The organism is Paenarthrobacter sp. A20 (genome assembly GCF_024168825.1).
Taxonomy (GTDB): Bacteria; Actinomycetota; Actinomycetes; order Actinomycetales; family Micrococcaceae; genus Arthrobacter.
Genome location: NZ_JALJWH010000001.1, coordinates 4,945,315 through 4,963,056, shown reverse-complemented (window position 1 = coordinate 4,963,056; position 17,742 = coordinate 4,945,315). Strand labels below are relative to the sequence as shown.

At 62.6% G+C, this 17,742-nt stretch carries 17 protein-coding genes; 11 read left to right on the top strand and 6 right to left on the bottom strand.

Annotated elements, in window-relative coordinates:
- Positions 1-100: 100 nt before the first annotated feature.
- Genes J3D46_RS22950 through J3D46_RS22940 form a run of 3 tightly spaced genes read left to right on the top strand, consistent with a single transcriptional unit; the run spans position 101 to position 1,289 of the window.
- A complete protein-coding gene (locus tag J3D46_RS22950) occupies positions 101-520 on the top strand; it encodes a DUF4244 domain-containing protein (protein WP_231341528.1) in 420 nt (139 codons plus the stop codon).
- Entirely contained in the window at positions 517-930 is a 414-nt protein-coding gene (locus J3D46_RS22945; protein WP_231341529.1) for a TadE family type IV pilus minor pilin, read from the top strand. The genes J3D46_RS22950 and J3D46_RS22945 overlap by 4 nt, the downstream gene beginning before the upstream one ends.
- Positions 930-1,289, top strand: a complete 360-nt coding sequence (locus tag J3D46_RS22940; RefSeq protein WP_231341530.1) for an Rv3654c family TadE-like protein — start codon at positions 930-932, stop codon at positions 1,287-1,289. The genes J3D46_RS22945 and J3D46_RS22940 overlap by 1 nt, the downstream gene beginning before the upstream one ends.
- A 39-nt stretch (positions 1,290-1,328) precedes the next feature.
- Here J3D46_RS22940 and J3D46_RS22935 read toward each other — a convergent pair whose 3' ends face one another.
- Both J3D46_RS22935 and J3D46_RS22930 read right to left on the bottom strand, forming a co-directional pair.
- On the bottom strand, positions 1,329-3,671 hold the full coding sequence (locus J3D46_RS22935; RefSeq protein WP_231341531.1) for a DEAD/DEAH box helicase: 2,343 nt from the start codon (positions 3,669-3,671) through the stop codon (positions 1,329-1,331).
- A gap of 90 nt (positions 3,672-3,761) precedes the next feature.
- Entirely contained in the window at positions 3,762-4,457 is a 696-nt protein-coding gene (locus J3D46_RS22930; RefSeq protein WP_231341532.1) for a GNAT family N-acetyltransferase, read from the bottom strand.
- Between the two features lie 146 nt (positions 4,458-4,603).
- Here J3D46_RS22930 and J3D46_RS22925 point away from each other — a divergent pair, with 146 nt between their 5' ends.
- Complete coding sequence (locus J3D46_RS22925) at positions 4,604-5,500, top strand: rhodanese-related sulfurtransferase (RefSeq protein WP_231341533.1); 897 nt, start codon at positions 4,604-4,606, stop codon at positions 5,498-5,500.
- 5 nt (positions 5,501-5,505) lie between these two features.
- On the opposite strand, the gene J3D46_RS22920 is transcribed toward J3D46_RS22925, so the two are convergent.
- Entirely contained in the window at positions 5,506-6,036 is a 531-nt protein-coding gene (locus J3D46_RS22920) for a hypothetical protein (RefSeq protein ID WP_231341534.1), read from the bottom strand.
- 65 nt (positions 6,037-6,101) lie between these two features.
- The gene (locus J3D46_RS22915; protein ID WP_231341535.1) at positions 6,102-6,545 is read right to left on the bottom strand and encodes a hypothetical protein; all 444 of its coding nucleotides are present in this window, start codon (positions 6,543-6,545) and stop codon (positions 6,102-6,104) included.
- 92 nt (positions 6,546-6,637) lie between these two features.
- On the opposite strand from J3D46_RS22915, the gene J3D46_RS22910 reads away from it, so the two are divergent.
- The 7 genes from J3D46_RS22910 to proC all read left to right on the top strand — a co-directional run bounded on the left by J3D46_RS22910 (position 6,638) and on the right by proC (position 15,537).
- Entirely contained in the window at positions 6,638-8,287 is a 1,650-nt protein-coding gene (locus tag J3D46_RS22910; protein WP_231341536.1) for a methyltransferase, read from the top strand.
- 7 nt (positions 8,288-8,294) lie between these two features.
- Complete coding sequence (locus J3D46_RS22905) at positions 8,295-9,005, top strand: helix-turn-helix transcriptional regulator (protein ID WP_231341537.1); 711 nt, start codon at positions 8,295-8,297, stop codon at positions 9,003-9,005.
- Positions 9,006-9,129: 124 nt separating this feature from the next.
- A complete protein-coding gene (topA, locus tag J3D46_RS22900) occupies positions 9,130-11,853 on the top strand; it encodes a type I DNA topoisomerase (protein ID WP_231341538.1) in 2,724 nt (907 codons plus the stop codon).
- 66 nt (positions 11,854-11,919) lie between these two features.
- Positions 11,920-12,354, top strand: a complete 435-nt coding sequence (locus J3D46_RS22895) for an SseB family protein (protein WP_231341539.1) — start codon at positions 11,920-11,922, stop codon at positions 12,352-12,354.
- Between the two features lie 89 nt (positions 12,355-12,443).
- Positions 12,444-13,553 carry a Ppx/GppA phosphatase family protein gene (locus tag J3D46_RS22890; RefSeq protein ID WP_231341540.1) on the top strand — a complete coding sequence of 370 codons (1,110 nt, stop codon included), beginning with the start codon at positions 12,444-12,446 and terminating at the stop codon, positions 13,551-13,553.
- A gap of 1 nt (position 13,554) precedes the next feature.
- Positions 13,555-14,388, top strand: coding sequence for a sugar phosphate isomerase/epimerase (locus tag J3D46_RS22885; RefSeq protein ID WP_231341541.1), 834 nt, complete (start codon positions 13,555-13,557; stop codon positions 14,386-14,388).
- 318 nt (positions 14,389-14,706) lie between these two features.
- Positions 14,707-15,537 carry a pyrroline-5-carboxylate reductase gene (proC, locus tag J3D46_RS22880; protein WP_231341542.1) on the top strand — a complete coding sequence of 277 codons (831 nt, stop codon included), beginning with the start codon at positions 14,707-14,709 and terminating at the stop codon, positions 15,535-15,537.
- Positions 15,538-15,612: 75 nt separating this feature from the next.
- Here proC and J3D46_RS22875 read toward each other — a convergent pair whose 3' ends face one another.
- Both J3D46_RS22875 and J3D46_RS22870 read right to left on the bottom strand, forming a co-directional pair.
- Positions 15,613-16,299, bottom strand: coding sequence for a TrkA family potassium uptake protein (locus tag J3D46_RS22875; RefSeq protein WP_026541351.1), 687 nt, complete (start codon positions 16,297-16,299; stop codon positions 15,613-15,615).
- Complete coding sequence (locus tag J3D46_RS22870; RefSeq protein WP_231341543.1) at positions 16,292-17,725, bottom strand: TrkH family potassium uptake protein; 1,434 nt, start codon at positions 17,723-17,725, stop codon at positions 16,292-16,294. The genes J3D46_RS22875 and J3D46_RS22870 overlap by 8 nt, the downstream gene beginning before the upstream one ends.
- Positions 17,726-17,742 lie beyond the last annotated feature (17 nt).

Below are 17,742 nucleotides of genomic sequence, written 5' to 3'. Positions count from 1 at the left end.
TTATCCACTTGAAGGAATCCCCTTCTTACGGGCAACACCCAGCCACGGAAGAGTCAAATCAGTCGGCGGACCCGCTGGCACTCCTGAAAGGAAAACCACCGTGAAAACACATTCCACCACGCTTCCAGGCATTCTCGATGACAGGCTCGAGGATCGGCCGGCTCCCTTTGGAGTCCCGGAGGCTCCTTCCCTGGAACCGGTGACAACCCAGCCGTACGAGCTCTCCGAGTACGAGCTGGAACCTAACGACCTTGAGCGATTCGATCTTGAGGAAGAAATCGGGGAGTTCGAACTTGGATTCGACGAATTTGAGGAATTCGAGGAGGGGCGACGTGAGGACGATGGTTTCTGGGCAAGGACACAGCTGATGGGTTCGGAAGTGGGTATGGCTACCGCTGAGTACGCCATTGCTACCCTTGCCGCCGTAGGTCTTGCGGGCCTGCTGGTGGTCATTCTTCGCAGTGAAGAGGTTCGCGGCTTCCTTCTCAATCTGATCCGCACCGCACTGTCCTTGCCATGACGTGCGCGCTGCCTGCCCGCCGGCGAGCGTCCTGGAGCAAGCAGGATCGGGGCGCTGTCACTGCTGAATTTGCCGTCGCTTTGCCTGCCGTGATGCTGCTTCTGGCCTTCCTGCTGGCAGGCGGCGCTGCGGGCATCACTCAACTGCGGCTGGAGGAGGCCGCCAGGGCGGGAGCGCGGGCATCGGCCCGGGGCGAAACAGCGGCCTCGGTAGATGGGATTGTCCGGAGGCTTGCCGGGGAGGGCGTTAGTTCGTCGCTGGTCGACGACGGCGTCTGGCTCACAGTGACAGCCTCGTCGCCCGTTGGTGGTGCCCTGGGCCCACTGATCCCGTGGACACTGTCAGCGTCGGCTTCAGCCCGTGCCGAATCCGCCGGTGCCGAACCCGCCATCGGGTCAGGTGTCCCGTGATGCCGTCCCCGATACGTTCCCATCATGAGAGCGGGGCGGGAACGGTTCTTGCCCTGACCTTGGGAGCAGTCGTGATGGCATTGCTCGTTGGAGTGCTCCTCCTGGCGCAGGCGGGGGTGCTGGCGTCCCGGGCCGCATCGGCGGCTGACCTCGCGGCTCTTGCTGCCGCAGATGCCGCGCGGGGCCTCACATCGGGAGATCCGTGTGCGGTGGCGTCGGACGTGGCCGGGCGCCACGATGCAACCCTGACTTCCTGCACCGTGGTCGGAGGGAACGTGGTGGAAGTCGGTGTCGAGTTGGACCACCCCTTGGACTGGGGAGTTGCCACCGGCCGGGCGCGGGCGGGACCACCCCCGTAGGCTGCGGGCGCTGGCTCTTCTGCCTGGGCGGGGCCGTCCTTAGACGGCGTCCTTCAACAGGACTCCCAGCAATGTGATGGCGGCTGCCTTGTCCAGCGGGTTGTTCTTGTTGCCGCACTTAGGGGATTGCACACAAGACGGGCAGCCGTTTTCACACTCACATGCTTTGATGGCCTCCCTCGTGGCGGTCAGCCAGATCTTGGCCTTGTCAAAGCCCCGCTCTGCGAATCCAGCGCCGCCTGGATGGCCGTCGTACACGAAGATCGTGGGCACACCGGTGTCGGCGTGCAGGGCGGTGGAAACCCCTCCGATGTCCCAGCGGTCGCTTGATGCCACCAAAGGAAGGAGCCCGATGGCCGCATGTTCGGCCGCATGCAGCGCCCCGGGAAATTCCGCTTCCACCAGGCCGGCTCCGTGAAGCGAGCGGTTGTCCACCACAAACCAGACGGCCTTGGTAAACAGATCGCGGGCCCCCAGTTCGAGGGGCTCCTCGCCAAGGATCTCATTTGAGATCAGTGCCTTCCGCTGAAAGGAGACAACTTGCGTAGTCACTTTGACGTCGCCGAAATGCACGGTGATGTCGCCCCACTGCACCGAACGGGATGTTTCGAGGACCTCGATCTGGGTCACGTCCCGGGCCGTGGTGTAGAAATCGGGGTTGACGCGCCGCACCATGACGCAATGGTCGGTTTCGTTCAGGTCCTCCACAAGGTAGCTCTCGCCCTGGTGCACGTAGATGGCACCCGTATGGGCCTGGTAGTGGGTTTGTGGCGAGTCCATGGTTCCCAGGAGGGACCCGGTCTCGGCATCGACGATGCTGACAGGCCCGCCTCCGTCGGCCCGGAGGTTTACCATGCCTGCGGCGCTCTCCGGATGTGTCCAAAACCATCCGGCGGGCCGCTTTCGGAGGTATCCCTGAACCACCAGCCGATCGAGAAGGCCTTCGGCTGTTGGACCGAAGAGTTCAAGCTCGGCAGGACCGATCGGCAACTCCGCCGCGGCCGCACACAAGTGCGGACCGAGGACGTAGGGATTACCGGGATCAAACACGGTGGCTTCCACGGACACATCAAAGATGGCCTCGGGATGGTTGACCAGATACGTGTCCAACGGGTCGTCGCTGGCCACAAAGGCCGCAATGGCATCCTGTCCGGCCCGTCCTGCCCGTCCAATCTGCTGGAACAGGGAAGCGCGGGTGCCCGGCCATCCAGCCACCAGCACTGCATCGAGCCCCGAAATGTCGATGCCCAGTTCCAGGGCAGACGTGCTGGCGACCCCCAGCAACTGCCCGGACCGCAATGCTTGCTCCAAGGCACGCCGTTCTTCGGGCAAGTACCCGGATCTGTAGGCGGCCACCCGCCCCGGCAGGCTGGGGTCCACCTCGTCCAACAGTCTCTTGGTGATCGAAGCAATGGACTCGGCGCCGCGACGCGACTTGATGAACGCGATGGTCCGCACGCGGGAGGAAACGAGGTTGGCCAGGATGTCCGCTGTTTCGGCTACGGCGGTCCGTCGCTGTTTGGCTCCGTTCTCGCCTTTGAGGTCCGTGAGCGCCGGCTCCCAGAAGGCCACTGTGGTGGAGCCGTGGGGAGAGCAGTCTTCGGATACTTCCCTCACTGGAGCGCCGATGAGCCGTCCGAAGGAAACTCCGGGGTCGGAGGCCGTGGCGGATGCCGCAATGAACACAGGCTCGGGGAAGGTGTTTCCCGCTCCGTAGTAGGCGCAGATCCGTCGGAGGCGGCGCATCAGATTGGCGACGTGGGAGCCGAAGACACCGCGGTAGCTGTGGGCTTCATCCACGATGACGTAGCGCAGCCGCCGGAAGAACTTTGCCCACCAGGTGTGGTTGGGCAGGATACCGAAGTGCAGCATGTCCGGGTTGGCCAGGATGAAGTTCGCGTGATCACGGATCCAGCGGCGCGACGCAACGTCGGTGTCGCCGTCGTATGTTTCTGCACGAACTGTGGGCAGCTTCAACGCGCGGATCGCTGCAAGCTGGTCAGCGGCCAGGGCCTTGGTGGGCGACAGATAGAGGGTGACGGCACCGTCGTCGTGGATCTTCCCGGGATCGGACAGGACCCGCAGTTCGGAGCGGTGTATCGCGTCCAAGGCAGGCAACTGGTAGGCGAGCGACTTACCCGAAGCTGTCCCGGTGGCGATGACCACGTGCTGGCCCGAGTGGGCGAGGTCGGCGGCCTGGATCTGGTGCCGGTACGGTTCGTGGATCCCCAAGGTTCCATAGGCTGCCACGACGTCGGGATGCACCCAGCCCGGCCACGGCTCGTTGACGGCTTTTCTGGCAGGGATGGTGTGGACATGGCGCAGCTGCTCCGGGTCCGGCGTCCGGCCCAGCAGGGAGATCAATGAATGAGGTGCAGCCACCGAATCATTCTGTCACTGTGCGGGCATGCCGACGGCGGCACCCGGGGGCGCCGCCGTCGAACCTGGCTCAATCAGCCGTCAGCCGAGAAGTTACGCCCCGGAAAGGTCGGACCCTTCAGCGCCGCTGCCGGACATCATGAGCACGTGGCCCACGACGTCCCAGCCAAGGTGGGAGTAAAGCTTCTGGCCGTCAAGGGATGCCAGCAAGAGCCCGTTCTCCACATCATGCGAGAACGCTTGGGCGGCGAGGGCCTTCATGATGAAGCTTCCCAGCCCACGGCGTTGGAAGTCCGGTTCGGTGACGATCTTGTCGAAGACGGCGGTACGGTCCACCACGAAAACCCGGCCGCTGGCAGCCACCTGCTCGCCGGAATGGACCACGGCGTAGTGGACTCCGTTGGATTCGGAGGTGGCCAGTTCAAGGTCGTCGTCGGGCAGCCACGGATCCTCGGAATCCTGGGTTTCCATGTCCACGATCATCATGGTTTGCGACGCCGACGTCACGGTCAGCCCGTGCTGTTCAGCCAGGTACTTGTACCTTTGGACGTCGTTGGTGAGGACTGTCAGGATCCTGGTGGGGGCTTCTGTGGTCTTGCCAGCCAGAGCGGTGAACTCTTCGTCCGAGGGATCATGGGCAAAATACTCCCAATCACCGGTTTTATCGGCGCGAAATGCAGCAGGGAAGCGGCCCTCCAGGCGTGATTCATAGCCGCGGCAGCCGGACCAGCCGGCTACCCAGACTTCCAAGAGGTGCGCAATATCTTCAACCAAGGCGTCTGGACTCATGTAGAGAGAGTATGCCAGTGCACTATGAAGCAACAGAGCCGGATCAGCCCGGGAATCGTTGCTTATGGAATTGTGACTTCTTCTCATGTGCTGAAGCCGGAAGCGACGGCAGCGGGCGATTTTACTGCACCAAGTACCCTTGAATAGTGGCTTTAAACAGAATTGTGCTCTTCTATGGCTTTACCCCGATCGCCGACCCCGACGCCGTGCGTCTGTGGCAGCGCGCCCTGTGCGAAAAACTTGGCCTCACCGGTCGGATCCTCATTTCGAAGGACGGCATTAACGCCACGGTGGGCGGCGAGCTGAACAACATGAAGCAGTACGTGAAAACCACCCGTGAATACAAGGGTTTCCACGGAATCGACTTCAAATGGTCAGACGGTGGCGCCGCCGACTTCCCGCGCCTCAGTGTCAAGGTCCGCGATGAGATCGTGTCATTCGGTGCTCCCGGTGAACTCAAGGTCGATGCCAACGGAGTAGTTGGCGGCGGTAGGCACCTTCAGCCAGAGGAACTCCACGCGCTGGTGGAGGCCAGGAAATCCAGCGGTGAAGACGTCGTGTTCTTCGACGGCCGCAATGCGTTCGAAGCCCAAATCGGCAAGTTCAAGGATGCGATCGTTCCGGACGTCGACACGACCCATGACTTCATCAAGGAACTCGATTCGGGCAAGTACGACGACCTCAAGGACAAACCCGTTGTCACGTACTGCACCGGTGGCATCCGCTGCGAAGTGTTGTCCAGCCTGATGGTCAACCGAGGCTTCAAAGAGGTCTACCAGCTGGACGGCGGGATTGTCCGCTACGGCGAAACGTTCAAGGACAAGGGCCTGTGGGAGGGTTCCCTTTATGTCTTCGACAAGCGCATGCACGTGGAATTCAGCGAGGACGCCAAGACCATCGGTGAGTGCGTCCGCTGCGCCGCTCCCACCAACAAGTTCGAGAACTGCTCCAACCTCAGCTGCCGCACCTTGACCCTCTACTGTGCTGAATGTGCTTCCAGCCCGGAAACACTGCGGTGCCCCGGAGGCTGCGAGGCCGCTTAGCAGCCTCAGAGCCTGCTCACCCTGTAGGCGAAGTTGGCGTCCGACCTGGACCCGACCGTGATGGACAAGATGGCATCCTTGTCCAGTTGAACCACGCTCACCCGCGCATTCGCGCACCCCAGAGTCAGGTCCACGAGAGCCACGTCGTTCAGCCGGACAGCGAATGTCACGCGCCGGGTGCCCCGGCATGCCAGCGTCACCGCATATGTTCCTCCGGGCAACTGAACTGTTTGCTCGGATTTGGACTCACCGGGGTTGAGGTAGCCGCTGCTTGAGTAGAACGACTGCCCCTGCGATTCGGGCAGGGCAGCCTTGGCCCACTCCTCCAGAGCTTCGCCTGTGACAGTTTCTTCCAGCGCCGGATCGGGCGGGAGGGCAACATTTCCGGCTGTGGAAGTGGGGCTGGCCTCTGGCCTGCCGCCGTCCTCGTAGGTATATTCGCAGCCGGCCACGCTGCCGCACAGGACAACGAGAAGTACGACGGCGGCCCTCGCCAGCCGCTGTGGCATCACCGAGCCAGCTGCCTTGCTGCCCATGCACTGACTTTACGCCGGTGCAGCCGCTGGCTGAAGGGCTGTCAGCGGGAGGTTCCGGTGCGGGTCTAGCTGGCTGCCGGAACGAGGTGGTAGGCGTAGATCAGCGGTGCATCGACGCTGCTCGTCGAGATGCTGAGGGCGCCCGTGCCGGGCACTTTGATCTTCACCACATCGAGGTTGCCATTGCAGGCTGCGGCGGCGTCCGTGATCTTGTTTCCGCCCGAGGAGACGGCGAAGTAAGCCTTGCCGCCGCCATCGCAGGCCATGGTGAGCGTGTACGTTCCGGCAGTCACGCCGGGTGCTTCCTTCACCAGCTCATCCCGGTTCAGGATCTTGCCGGAGTCCTCCAGGACCACACCGTTCGCTGCCGGAAGGACCTTGTCCTTCCACGCCGGAACGTCTGCATCTGCGATATTGACCGGGGCCTGGCAGGCACTGACTCCCAGCAGGGCCCCGGCGGTAATGGCAACAAGGCACGCACGGCGCCTTGTGGAGGAGAAGTTGAGCATGATTCCACGCTACCGGGTTCCGGACGGGGCGTTTGTCCACATAGTTCCACGGGGGACCGGCTTGCCTGTTGGACCGCACCTACACTTGCAAGGTGACTGACACAGCTTTCTTGTTTACCGCCGGCACCATTGACGATGCCCCCCGAAGCGACCAGCCCGAGCTTCTCCCGGTGCTTGCCGGGGACCTTCGTGCCATCTCCTACACCGTGGACGGCGTTGCTGGCCTTCTGGGGGAGTCTGCCTCCGCGGCGCTCAGCAGGGACCAAGTGGTCCCTGCGCTCCTGGCCACTGAGCGGTTGACGGATTCCCACGATCCTGCCGTGCGGGCCCTGACTGTGGTTGTCCGTCTCTGGTTGCTCGCCGTCCCGCAGCCTGTCGCAGAGGTGGACTCGGCCTTGCCGGGGATCCGGGCGCAAGGGCTGGTGGACTTGGGCTTGGTGAGTATCGAATCCGGGGTCGTCCGGGGCAAAGTGGACTTGCGTCCCTACGGCTGGGAGGCCAACGCCGATGGCAGCGGCGGTGCGGAGCTCTGGGTCGCCAGCGACCTCGCAGCCCACCAGCAGCCGGGAGTGCTGCGACACGATCACGTCCTTGGCATCGGGCGTGCGTCCACAACGCTCGTCCAAACCACGTTCAGGCAGCACACCAAGCGCGCCTTGGACCTGGGGACTGGTTGCGGCATCCAAACGTTCCACCTCCTGCACCACTGCGAGCATGTGACGGCCACTGACATTTCTGAGCGGGCACTGGCGTTCACCCGCTTCAACCTGCTGTTGAACGCGGCGGAGCTTGACCTGGATCCGCGCAGTTTGGAGAGTCGTGTGAGCTTGCGCCTGGGTTCGCTCCTGGAACCGGTGGCAGGCGAAGAGTTTGGCCTCGTGGTCTCCAATCCTCCCTTCGTGATTACGCCCCGCACTGGTGGGGAATCGTCGTCGGACCAGTTCACTTACCGTGACGGCGGACTCCCGGGTGATGGCATCGTGGCTTCCTTGGTGCAGTCCCTAGCTGGCGTACTCGAACCCGGGGGCACGGCCCAGATGCTCGGAAACTGGGAAGTCGCTGCTGGAACTGACTGGAAAGACCGTCCCAGGGAGTGGCTCCATGATTCAGGCCTGGACGTCTGGTTCATTCAGCGGGAGCAGGTTGATCCCGGGCAATACGCTGAAACCTGGCTGCAGGACGCATCGCAGAACCGCGAACGCGAGCAGTACAAGGACTCATACGCCGCCTATCTTGACGACTTCGCGTCCAGGAACGTGGAAGGCGTGGGCTTCGGAATGATCTGGCTTCGCCGCCCCGCATCCGGTCACGAGCCCGTCATCAGCCGCTTCGAGGAGATCACTTATCCCATCCAGCAGCCCATCGGACCGCATTTGGGTGCTGCCATGGAACTGGCCGATTGGGTAGCGGCCAATCCGATACCTGAAGCGCATCTGCTGGTGGCGGAGGACGTCACCGAGGAACGGCATCAGCGTCCCGGAGCCGCCCACCCCGGGGTCATCCTCCTGCGGCAGGGAGCGGGTCTTCGCCGGACCAATTTGCTCAGCACCGAACTCGCTGGCTTCATCTCGGCCTGCGATGGACAGTTGTCGGTCCGGCAGATCGCCTCGGCCTTGGTGTCTCTACTGGGTGGCGGAGAGGACTTCGACGAGGATGCTTTCCGGGAAGGACTGATCCGGGACGTCACCAACCTGGTATTGGACGGCTTCCTGCTTCCGGATCCTGCGCGGATCAGCGAATGAGCAGCGAATGAGCAGCGACGCGATGCCGTCGGCAATCAACGCCCGCCCGCCCGCAAGTGACCCTGACTACACTGATGAAGTGATTGCGAACAACGAGACATCCCAGGCGTCAGGCGACGTTCCGCGGCGGAAGCGGGCCGAGAAGACGGTTGAGATCACCGATCCCAAGGCCATCCGTGCCTTGGCGCACGCTGCCCGCATCGAGGTTATCTCCGAGCTCTATGCCACTCAGGTGAGCCACACAGCAACGGAACTCGCTGCCCGTACGGGCCTCACCCCCAGCGCCATGAGCTACCACCTCCGGGCCCTCCAGAAGTGGGGGATCGTGGCCCCGGCCGAAAATGCCGGAGATGCCCGCGAACGGCGTTGGAAAGCGGCCGGAACGGACTTCACCATCTCGGGCGGCAGTGTCGCTAGCCCCGAGATTGCCGTGGTTGACCTGGAGCTCGATGCCTTCCGCCGAAGGGCGTCGGCCTTCGCCAGAGCCCGGGGAGAACGCCGGCAGCGAGGTGAAGGGGGAGAGGAACCGGTATCGGTGGTCCTCTCAAGCAACCTGCTGTACCTCACCAACCCTCAACGCAAGGAACTTGCGGACAGGATCCGAGAGGTTGTGCGGGAATACGAACTCGACGATCCAACCCATATACCGGAGGGTGCTGAACGTGTGGCAACCTTATGGTCAATGATCCCGGATGACCGCGTGGCACCCGGGCAATAGGGGCCCACACAACCACCGAATGACCGCCCTGGTTTCCGTACCAAAACGCAGGATTCTGCAAACTATGGTGAACTAGGCCAATATGGGCACCAGCCCAATTACACATTTTTTCTGTAGGAGCACCGTGCCCAGCAAGGCAAAAACCGGCAAGAAACTCGTGATCGTGGAGTCTCCCGCGAAGAGTAAGACCATCGCCAAGTACCTTGGGGAAGGCTTCATCGTTGAGGCTTCCATCGGCCACATCCGGGACCTCCCGCAGCCGTCCGATCTCCCTGCAGAACTGAAGAAGACCTCGCTGGGCAAGTTCGCCGTCGACATCGAAAACGACTTCAAGCCGTACTACGTTGTTTCCCCGGACAAGAAGAAAAAGGTTGCCGAGCTCAAGGCCCAGCTGAAAGACGCCGACGCGCTCTATCTCGCAACCGATGGGGACCGCGAAGGTGAAGCCATCGCGTGGCACCTCCTGGAGGTCCTGAAGCCCAAGGTTCCCGTTTACCGCATGACCTTTGGTGAAATCACCAAGGAAGCCATCCACCGCGCCATGGACAACCTGCGCGATGTGGACACCGCTTTGGTGGATGCCCAGGAAACCCGCCGCATCCTCGACCGCCTGTACGGCTACGAGATCTCTCCTGTCCTGTGGCGCAAGGTTGCCCGTGGGCTCTCGGCAGGCCGCGTGCAGTCCGTGGTGACCCGCATGGTGGTGGACCGCGAACGTGAGCGCATGGCCTTCCGGGCAGCGTCCTATTGGGACCTCACCGGCCAGTTCGGTTCAGACTCGGGCTCGTTCAAAGCCAAGCTCGCCGCTGTGGATGGGTCCAAGGTTGCCAGTGGCAGGGACTTCAACGACAACGGACAGCTCACCTCGTCCACCGTGGTGCACCTCAACGAAGAACTCGCCACCTCCTTGGCTGCCGGCCTGGAAAACGCTGATTTCCGTGTCCGGTCCGTAGACACCAAGCCGTACACCCGCCGGCCTGCCGCACCATTCACCACGTCGACGCTGCAGCAGGAAGCCGGCCGTAAGCTCCGCTTCTCCTCCAAGAGCACCATGCAGGTAGCCCAGCGCCTGTATGAAAACGGCTACATCACTTATATGCGTACCGACTCATCGGCGTTGAGCGATGAAGCCCTCACGGCATCCCGTCGCCAGGCCGCCGAGCTCTACGGCCCCGAATATGTGCCCCAAAGCCCCCGCGTGTACGCCAACAAGGCCGCCAACGCGCAGGAAGCGCACGAAGCCATCCGTCCCGCTGGGGACTCCTTCCGCACGCCTGCGCAGGTTGCCAAGCAGCTGAGCGGCGACGAGTTCCGGCTGTATGAGCTCATCTGGAAGCGCACAGTCGCCTCGCAGATGGCCGATGCCAAGGGCTCCACTGCCACCATCCGCCTCGGTGCGGTTGCTTCCGACGGACGCGACGCCGAGTTCTCGGCTTCAGGTACGGTCATCACCTTCCCCGGCTTCCTTGCCGCCTACGAAGAGGGCAAGGACGAGAGCCGTGGCGACGAGGAATCGGATGAAGCCCGGCGCCTGCCCAACGTTGCCAAGGGTGATTCCCTGACGGCATCGGAGATCCTGGCTGTAGGCCACGAAACGTCACCCCCGCCGCGGTACACCGAAGCATCGCTGACCGCGGAACTGGAAAAACGGGGCATTGGCCGTCCGTCCACCTATGCCTCCACGATCTCTACCATCCAGGACCGCGGCTACGTCCGGAAACAGGGTTCTGCCCTGGTTCCGAGCTGGATCGCGTTCTCCGTTATCCGATTGCTGGAGCAGCACTTCACCGATTACGTGGACTACGAGTTTACGGCTGACATGGAAGGCGACCTGGATAAGATCGCCAACGGCCAGGCCGTAGGCGCTGCCTGGCTCAAGCACTTCTACTACGGTGAAGACGCTGACCCCGGCCTGCTGAGCATCGTGAACAACCTGGGCGAAATCGATGCCCGCGAGATCAACTCCGTGCCCATCGCCGAAGGCATCACCCTCCGCGTGGGCAAGTTCGGCCCATATCTGGAAAGCTCGATCCCCACGATCGACGAAAAAACCGGTGAGGTAGTTGAGTCCTCACGGGCGAACGTCCCCGAGGAACTCGCACCGGATGAGCTCACGGCCGCCAAGGCCATTGAGCTGATGGAGACTGCTGCCCCGGAAGAACGGGTCCTGGGAACGGATCCGCACACCGGCCATACCGTGGTTGCCAAGAACGGCCGCTACGGAGCCTATGTCACCGAGATCATCCCGGAGATGACCGAGGAACAGCTGGCCAACCAGCCGGTTGAGTATTATAAGAACGGCAAGCCGAAGCCGCCAAAGAAGCCCGTCAAGGCCAAACCGCGCACCGGTTCGCTGTTCAAGTCCATGACCGTGGACACGGTGACCTTGGATGAGGCACTGCAGCTCATGAGCCTGCCCAGGGTCCTGGGTGAGGACGCCGAGGGCAACCCCATCACCGTGCAGAACGGCCGTTTCGGTCCGTACCTGAAGAAGGGCACGGATTCGCGTTCCATCGGGTCGGAAGAGGAAATCTTCACGATCACTCTTGAGCAGGCACTGGAGATCTACTCGCAGCCCAAGCAGCGTGGCGCCCGTGCGGCCGTACCGCCGTTGGCCGAGTTCGGCCCGGACCCGGTCTCGGAAAAGAACATCGTGGTGAAGGAGGGCCGCTTCGGCCCATACATCACAGATGGCATCACCAACATCACTGTCCCTCGTTCAACCTCGCTGGAGGAGCTGACCCGGGAACGCGCCGTCGAGCTTTTGGCCGAAAAGCGGGCCAAGGGGCCGGTCAAGAGGACCACTACACGCAAGGCGCCAGCCAGGAAGGCCACAGCCAAGAAGTAGCTTCACTGAAGGCCGGGACAGCAATGGCGAATTGCGTCCCGGCCTTCATCGTGGTCGAGTAGAACCATGACTGAACAGACGGTTTCACCGGATAACGAACCCTTGAACGACCTCGAGGCAAAGCTCGCCTCGGCCGAACAGCCGGACGCGAACCCGGTGGACGTCATCCTTGCCTTCCTGAACAACGAGGTCTACCTCGTCAGCTCAGAAGCCGTGGATGGCCCGGATTCCTCCGTTGAGCCGCTGGTACTTTCCAACGCCGATGGCCAGCCCGTCCTTGCGGTCTTCAGCCACCCGAGCCGAGTGGACGAGCGGTTCCTCGACGCTGCCCCTCACGTGCTGGGCACCATGGGGTCGGCGATCCTGGGCAACATCGGGGATGAACTGGGTATGGTCATCAACCCGGGCAGTGAGTTCGGCTTCGAAATCGATCCCGAGGGCATCGCGAACATCCGCCGCGACTTCAAGCGCGCAGACGAAGCAGGGGAGCCCGCGGAATAGCGGTCGCCCAGGCTGCCGGACACCATCCCGTCAGCGAAACGTCGTCACCAGGTTGCTTCACGGGCTTCGAATCGGTGAATAATGGCAGAATGCGTCTTGGCGTTCTCGACATCGGTTCCAACACCGTCCATCTGCTCCTTGTGGATGCTCACCCGGGCGCGCGTCCGGTGGCCTTCGCATCCCATAAACGTCCGTTGTCGTTGGTGCAATACCTCGATGGTGACGGCAACATCAACGACGCCGGCCAGCACGAGCTCATTGAGTTCGTCCTGGAAGCCTGGGAGTTCGCCGCCAGCCACAAGGCCGAGGATCTCCTGGCTTTCTGTACGTCGGCGATCCGCGAAGCAACCAACGGCCCGGAAGTCCTGGCCCGCGTCAAGCACGAAACCACGGTGACCCTCCAGGAACTCACTGGCAGCGAAGAAGCATCCATGACTTTCTTCGCCGTCCGCCGTTGGTACGGATGGGGCGCAGGTCCCATCCTCGACCTGGACATCGGGGGTGGCTCGTTTGAAATGGCGTACGGAACGGATGAACTCCCTGAGTTCGCCACCTCCGTGCCCCTTGGTGCCAGCCGTCTGACGCGGGACTGGCTCCATGACGATCCCCCCACTGCCAAGAGCGTCAAGGAATTGCGGCGTTACATCCGCTCGACGCTGAAGCCGGTGGTGCGGAACTTCCACGAGTTGGGCCGCGCCAACCTGGTGGCCGGCACCTCCAAGACCTTCCGCTCCCTGGCCCGGATTGCAGGCGCTGCCCCAAGCGGTGCAGGCCCGTACGTCAAGCGTGAACTCCACGCGGCGGACCTGGGACTCTGGGCCCAGCGCATTTCCGCCATGACGGTGGAGGACCGTTTGTACCTTCCGGGCGTTTCGGATGCCCGTGCCCGCCAGTTGTTGGCAGGTGCCCTGGTTGCCGAAGCAGCCCTTGAGCTTTTTGAATTCCCCAAGATGGAAATTTGTCCCTGGGCACTGCGGGAGGGCCTTATCCTGCGCCGGCTTGACCAGTTGGTTTTCGAAGAGGCCCTCGATCCCGCTCCGCATGTGGGCAAACGAAAGAAGGACAAGTCCAAGAAGAAAGCGGGCAAGGCGGCGGACACTGACGAAAACCAGCCCCATGTCCATGACTTTCCTGTCCCTGTAAACACCCCGGCCCCTGCACCAATCCCAGCCCCCGTGGCAGGCGGGCTGGCCTCCTGAGATGAGCAACGACGTCGAACCTGAAGTGAATGACCGCCAGATCCCTGTAGCGCTGTCCAGCGCGTCCGTCTACCCCCTGAGCGTCCATGACGCCTTTGCCGTGGCGCAGGACCTGGGCTACGAGGGCGTGGAGGTGATGGTCACCAATAACGCGGTGAGCCAGAACCCTGATGCCCTGATCCAGTTGAGCCACCGCTACCACCAGGAAATCGTGTCCATCCACGCGCCCACCCTGCTGCTGACCCAGCAAGTTTGGGGTACGGCGTGGAACAAGATCGAGAAGTCTTGCCAGATGGCCGCAGACGTCGGTTGCGACACTGTGGTGGTCCATCCGCCGTTCCGCTGGCAGTCCAACTACGCCGAGAACTTCGTGGAAGGCGTCCGGGAGATAGCGGCGATGTACCAGGTCCATATCGCCGTGGAAAACATGTACCCGTGGCGTGTCCGCGGCAGGGAAGCTGTGGCTTACCTGCCGCACTGGGATCCGCTGGGGCAGGATTACGACGACGTCACGTGGGACTTCTCGCACGCGGCCACTGCCGGGGCCAACAGTTTGGAAGCCATCAAGGCCTTGGGAAGCAAGCTCCGCCACGTCCACCTCACCGACGGCTCGGGTTCCGGCAAGGACGAGCACCTGGTGCCCGGTACCGGAACGCAGCAATGTGCGGATGCCCTCCAGCATTTGGCATCCAGTGGTTTTGACGGTGTTGTGGTGGCCGAGATTTCCACCCGCAAGGCGAAAGTGGCGGGGGAACGTGAGGAAATGCTTGCGGAAACCCTGCGTTTCGCGAAGCAGCACCTCAGCGTCCCGCTGCTTCGAAGCGTGGACAACTAACGGCGTCGAGCGCTGTTCCTGTGCTTGTTCGCCTGGCGTGCCCTACAGCGGCTCGTCAGGCGGGCGACTGCGGGATTTAGCGGGGCTGCGGCTTAAAAGCGAAAGCACCGGCGGCCGAATCGGGAAATGGGGGAAAACCCGCCCGGCCACCGGTGCTGCTGGCGGACATCCCCATGCCCGCCTCATCACTCGCACCCTCAATGAGGTAACTACTAAGTTACGGACCAAGAATGAGTGCTGCCTGCAATAACCTTGGGAACAAGCTGGGAATCCGGAACCCGTTAGACCCCGTCCAAGGCCAACTGCAATGATGGAGCAATGAGCAACCGAATCGCATTCCTTGGCTGTGGATCCATGAACGAGGCAATCCTGGGCGGTCTGATTGCCGCCGGGACGGACCCGTCCGACATTGTCGCCACTGTCCGCCGGGCAGAACGCGCTGACGAACTGGCGCAGCGCCATCACGTCATGGCCATCGCGGGCGAGGAGGAGCCGGACAACAACAAGCTGGCCACCAAGGGCTCCAGCATGGTCATCCTGGGCGTCAAGCCGGTGGGCATCCTGGACCTGGCACGGGAGATCAGTCCGGCACTGGCGAAGGACACCCTTGTGGTCAGCGTTGCTGCAGCGGTCTCCATCACCCAGCTGGAAGCAGCGCTGCCGGACGGTCAGCCGGTGATCCGCACCATGCCCAATACGCCGGCAAGGCTGGGCCGCGGCGTCATTTCCGTCTCCCCGGGCACGCACTGCACGCCTGAGCAGCTCGATAAAGCAAAGAAGGCGCTGGCGGGTGCCGGCACGGTGGTCGAGATTCCTGAAGAGCAGGTGGACGCGCTGTCCGCCATCAGCGGCTCCGGCCCGGCCTACGCGTTCTATCTGGCCGAGGCCATGGCTGCGGCCGGCGTCGAACTCGGCTTGGACCAGGAGTTGTCCGTCATGTTGGCCCGGGAAACCGTGGCGGGCGCAGGCTTCATGTTGGCCGAACCGGGAGCAGATCCCACCGCCCTTCGCATCGCCGTCACCAGCCCCAAGGGCACCACGGAACGCGCAATTGCCGCCTTTGACGACGGCGGGATCCCCAGGATCATCGCGGACGGCGCCCGCGCGGCTGCCGCCAGGGCTGCAGAGATCACCAAGCAGCTCGGCTAACCTCGGAGTTTTTGTACAGCTAACGCCCCTAAGAGCGCGTCTAAAGGGCGTTAACTGTACAAAAACTCCATCCGGTTACGGTCGCGCTGCGAAGCGCTCCAGCAGGTCCACGTGTCCGGACACGATCAACATGTCGTGGCCGGACACTTTGGTTTCCGGCCGGGCATAGGTGAAGTCCTCGCCCGGGGTTTTCACACCCACAATGGTCACGCCGTACTTGGAACGGACCTTGGATTCTTCCAACGTGAAGCCCACTGTTTCCTTGGGCGGGTACATCTTGACGATTGCGTAGTCGTCGTCGAACTCGATGAAGTCCAGCATTCGCCCGGACACCAGGTGGGCGGCACGGACGCCGGCGTCAGCCTCGGGGTAGATCACGTGGTTGGCGCCGATCCGGGTGAGGATCTTGCCGTGCGAGGGCGTGATGGCTTTGACCCACAAGTGCTGGATGCCGAGGTCCACCAGGTTCACGGTGATGAGCACCGAGGATTCGATGGACGTGCCCACACCAACCACGGCAGAGCTGAACTCCTGGGCACCGAGCTGGCGCAGGGCATCGATATTGGTGGCGTCGGCCTCTACTACGTGCGTCAGAACGGGCGCCCATTTCTGGACGAGGGTGCGGTCGCGTTCGATGGCGAGGACTTCGCGGCCCTGCTTGACCAGCTGCTCGGCGGTCGCAGACCCGAATCGGCCAAGCCCAATGACCAGTACTGGTGCGTTGTGTGCGGGGCGGTTGGCAGCCCCCGTGGTACTAGCCAATGATTGGCCTCTCTTCCGGGTAGTGGTACAGCTGGCTGCGTTGGCGCAGGGCCAGTCCGGCAGCAAGGGTGACGGTGCCGACGCGGCCGGCGAACATCAAAACAGTGAGGACATACACGCCCGACGGCGGCAGCTCGGCACTGAGGTTGGTGCTCAGTCCCACGGTGGCAAAGGCGGAAATTGATTCGAAGAGCACCCGGTCCAGTGAGGCACCGCTGATCGAGAGCAGCAGGAACGCGGCCACGGACACCAGGGTGGCTCCGGCGACGATCACCGAGATAGCTACGCGCATGGTGCCCTGGGGAATGGTGCGGCCGTAGACCTTCACATCGGCGTCACCGCGGGCTTCGGCCATGATGGCCAGGAACATGACGGCGATGGTGGTCACCTTGATGCCGCCGGCGGTGGAAGCGGAGCCACCGCCTGCGAACATGAGGGCATCGGTCAGGAGCATCGTGGTGGATTCCATGTGGTTCTGGTCCACGAGGTTGAAGCCGCCGGATCGGGTCATGACAGAGGCAAAGAGCGAGTGGGTGATTTTGTCGCCCAAGTCCATGTGGGCGATGGTCCGCACGTTGTCCCACTCCATCAAGGCCCACAGGATGGTTCCAGCTGCGAGCAGGATGAAGGAGACCTGGATGGTGAGCTTGGTGTGGAGGTTCCACTTTTTCCAGTTGAGCCCGTTCTGCTGGAGCACCATCACAACGGGGAAGCCGAGGCTGCCGAGGAAAACCCCCAGCATCAGCGGGATGAGGATCCAGAGGTCGGTTTCGTAGGGAACGATTCCATCCGAATGCGGGGTGAAGCCTGCGTTGTTGAACGCGGAAATCGAGTAGAAGACACCGTGCCACACGGATTGCCAGAAGTCCTCGCCGAGCAGTATGAAGCGCGGAATCAGGGCCAGGGCAAGGGCGGCCTCGATGACCACGGACGTCACGATGACGATCCGGAGCAAAGTACCCACCTCGCCGAGCCGGCCGGCGTTGTTCATTGCTTCCTGGGCGATGAGCTTGCCGCGCACGCCCAGCCGCTTGCTCACCATGAGGGCCAGCAACGAGGCCAGGGTCAACGTGCCAAGACCACCTACGAAAATGCCAATCAGAATGACCAGCTGGCCAAAAAACGTCCAGTGCGTGGCAGTCGAAACTACGGTCAGGCCGGTAACGCAGACGCTGGAAACGGCCGTGAACATTGCTTGGTGCAATGGTGTGACGGTCCCATCCGAGGATGCGGCAGGGAGGGACAGCAAACCGGTGAACACCAGGATCACCACCGCAAAGACGGTCAACGCCAAACGGGCAGGTGAGGTGTTGGCAATGTTGTCGATGAAGTCGCGCACGCGGGTGAAGATCCAGAGACCTTCCCGCTCCTGCTGGTTGGGTTGCCAGTTGGCCGGGCTGGTGGACCGCGACTGGCTTTGAGACATGGCGCTCTTCCTCGGTT

What these genes read in the sequence shown, in the direction of transcription:
- J3D46_RS22945 (WP_231341529.1), top strand. Translation starts at nt 517, where the DNA reads ATGACGTGCGCGCTGCCTGCCCGCCGGCGAGCGTCCTGGAGCAAGCAG.
- J3D46_RS22940 (WP_231341530.1), top strand. Translation starts at nt 930, where the DNA reads ATGCCGTCCCCGATACGTTCCCATCATGAGAGCGGGGCGGGAACGGTT.
- J3D46_RS22930 (WP_231341532.1), bottom strand. Translation starts at nt 4,457, where the DNA reads ATGAGTCCAGACGCCTTGGTTGAAGATATTGCGCACCTCTTGGAAGTC.
- J3D46_RS22920 (WP_231341534.1), bottom strand. Translation starts at nt 6,036, where the DNA reads ATGGGCAGCAAGGCAGCTGGCTCGGTGATGCCACAGCGGCTGGCGAGG.
- J3D46_RS22915 (WP_231341535.1), bottom strand. Translation starts at nt 6,545, where the DNA reads ATGCTCAACTTCTCCTCCACAAGGCGCCGTGCGTGCCTTGTTGCCATT.
- J3D46_RS22905 (WP_231341537.1), top strand. Translation starts at nt 8,295, where the DNA reads ATGAGCAGCGACGCGATGCCGTCGGCAATCAACGCCCGCCCGCCCGCA.
- J3D46_RS22895 (WP_231341539.1), top strand. Translation starts at nt 11,920, where the DNA reads ATGACTGAACAGACGGTTTCACCGGATAACGAACCCTTGAACGACCTC.
- J3D46_RS22890 (WP_231341540.1), top strand. Translation starts at nt 12,444, where the DNA reads ATGCGTCTTGGCGTTCTCGACATCGGTTCCAACACCGTCCATCTGCTC.
- J3D46_RS22885 (WP_231341541.1), top strand. Translation starts at nt 13,555, where the DNA reads ATGAGCAACGACGTCGAACCTGAAGTGAATGACCGCCAGATCCCTGTA.
- proC (WP_231341542.1), top strand. Translation starts at nt 14,707, where the DNA reads ATGAGCAACCGAATCGCATTCCTTGGCTGTGGATCCATGAACGAGGCA.
- J3D46_RS22870 (WP_231341543.1), bottom strand. Translation starts at nt 17,725, where the DNA reads ATGTCTCAAAGCCAGTCGCGGTCCACCAGCCCGGCCAACTGGCAACCC.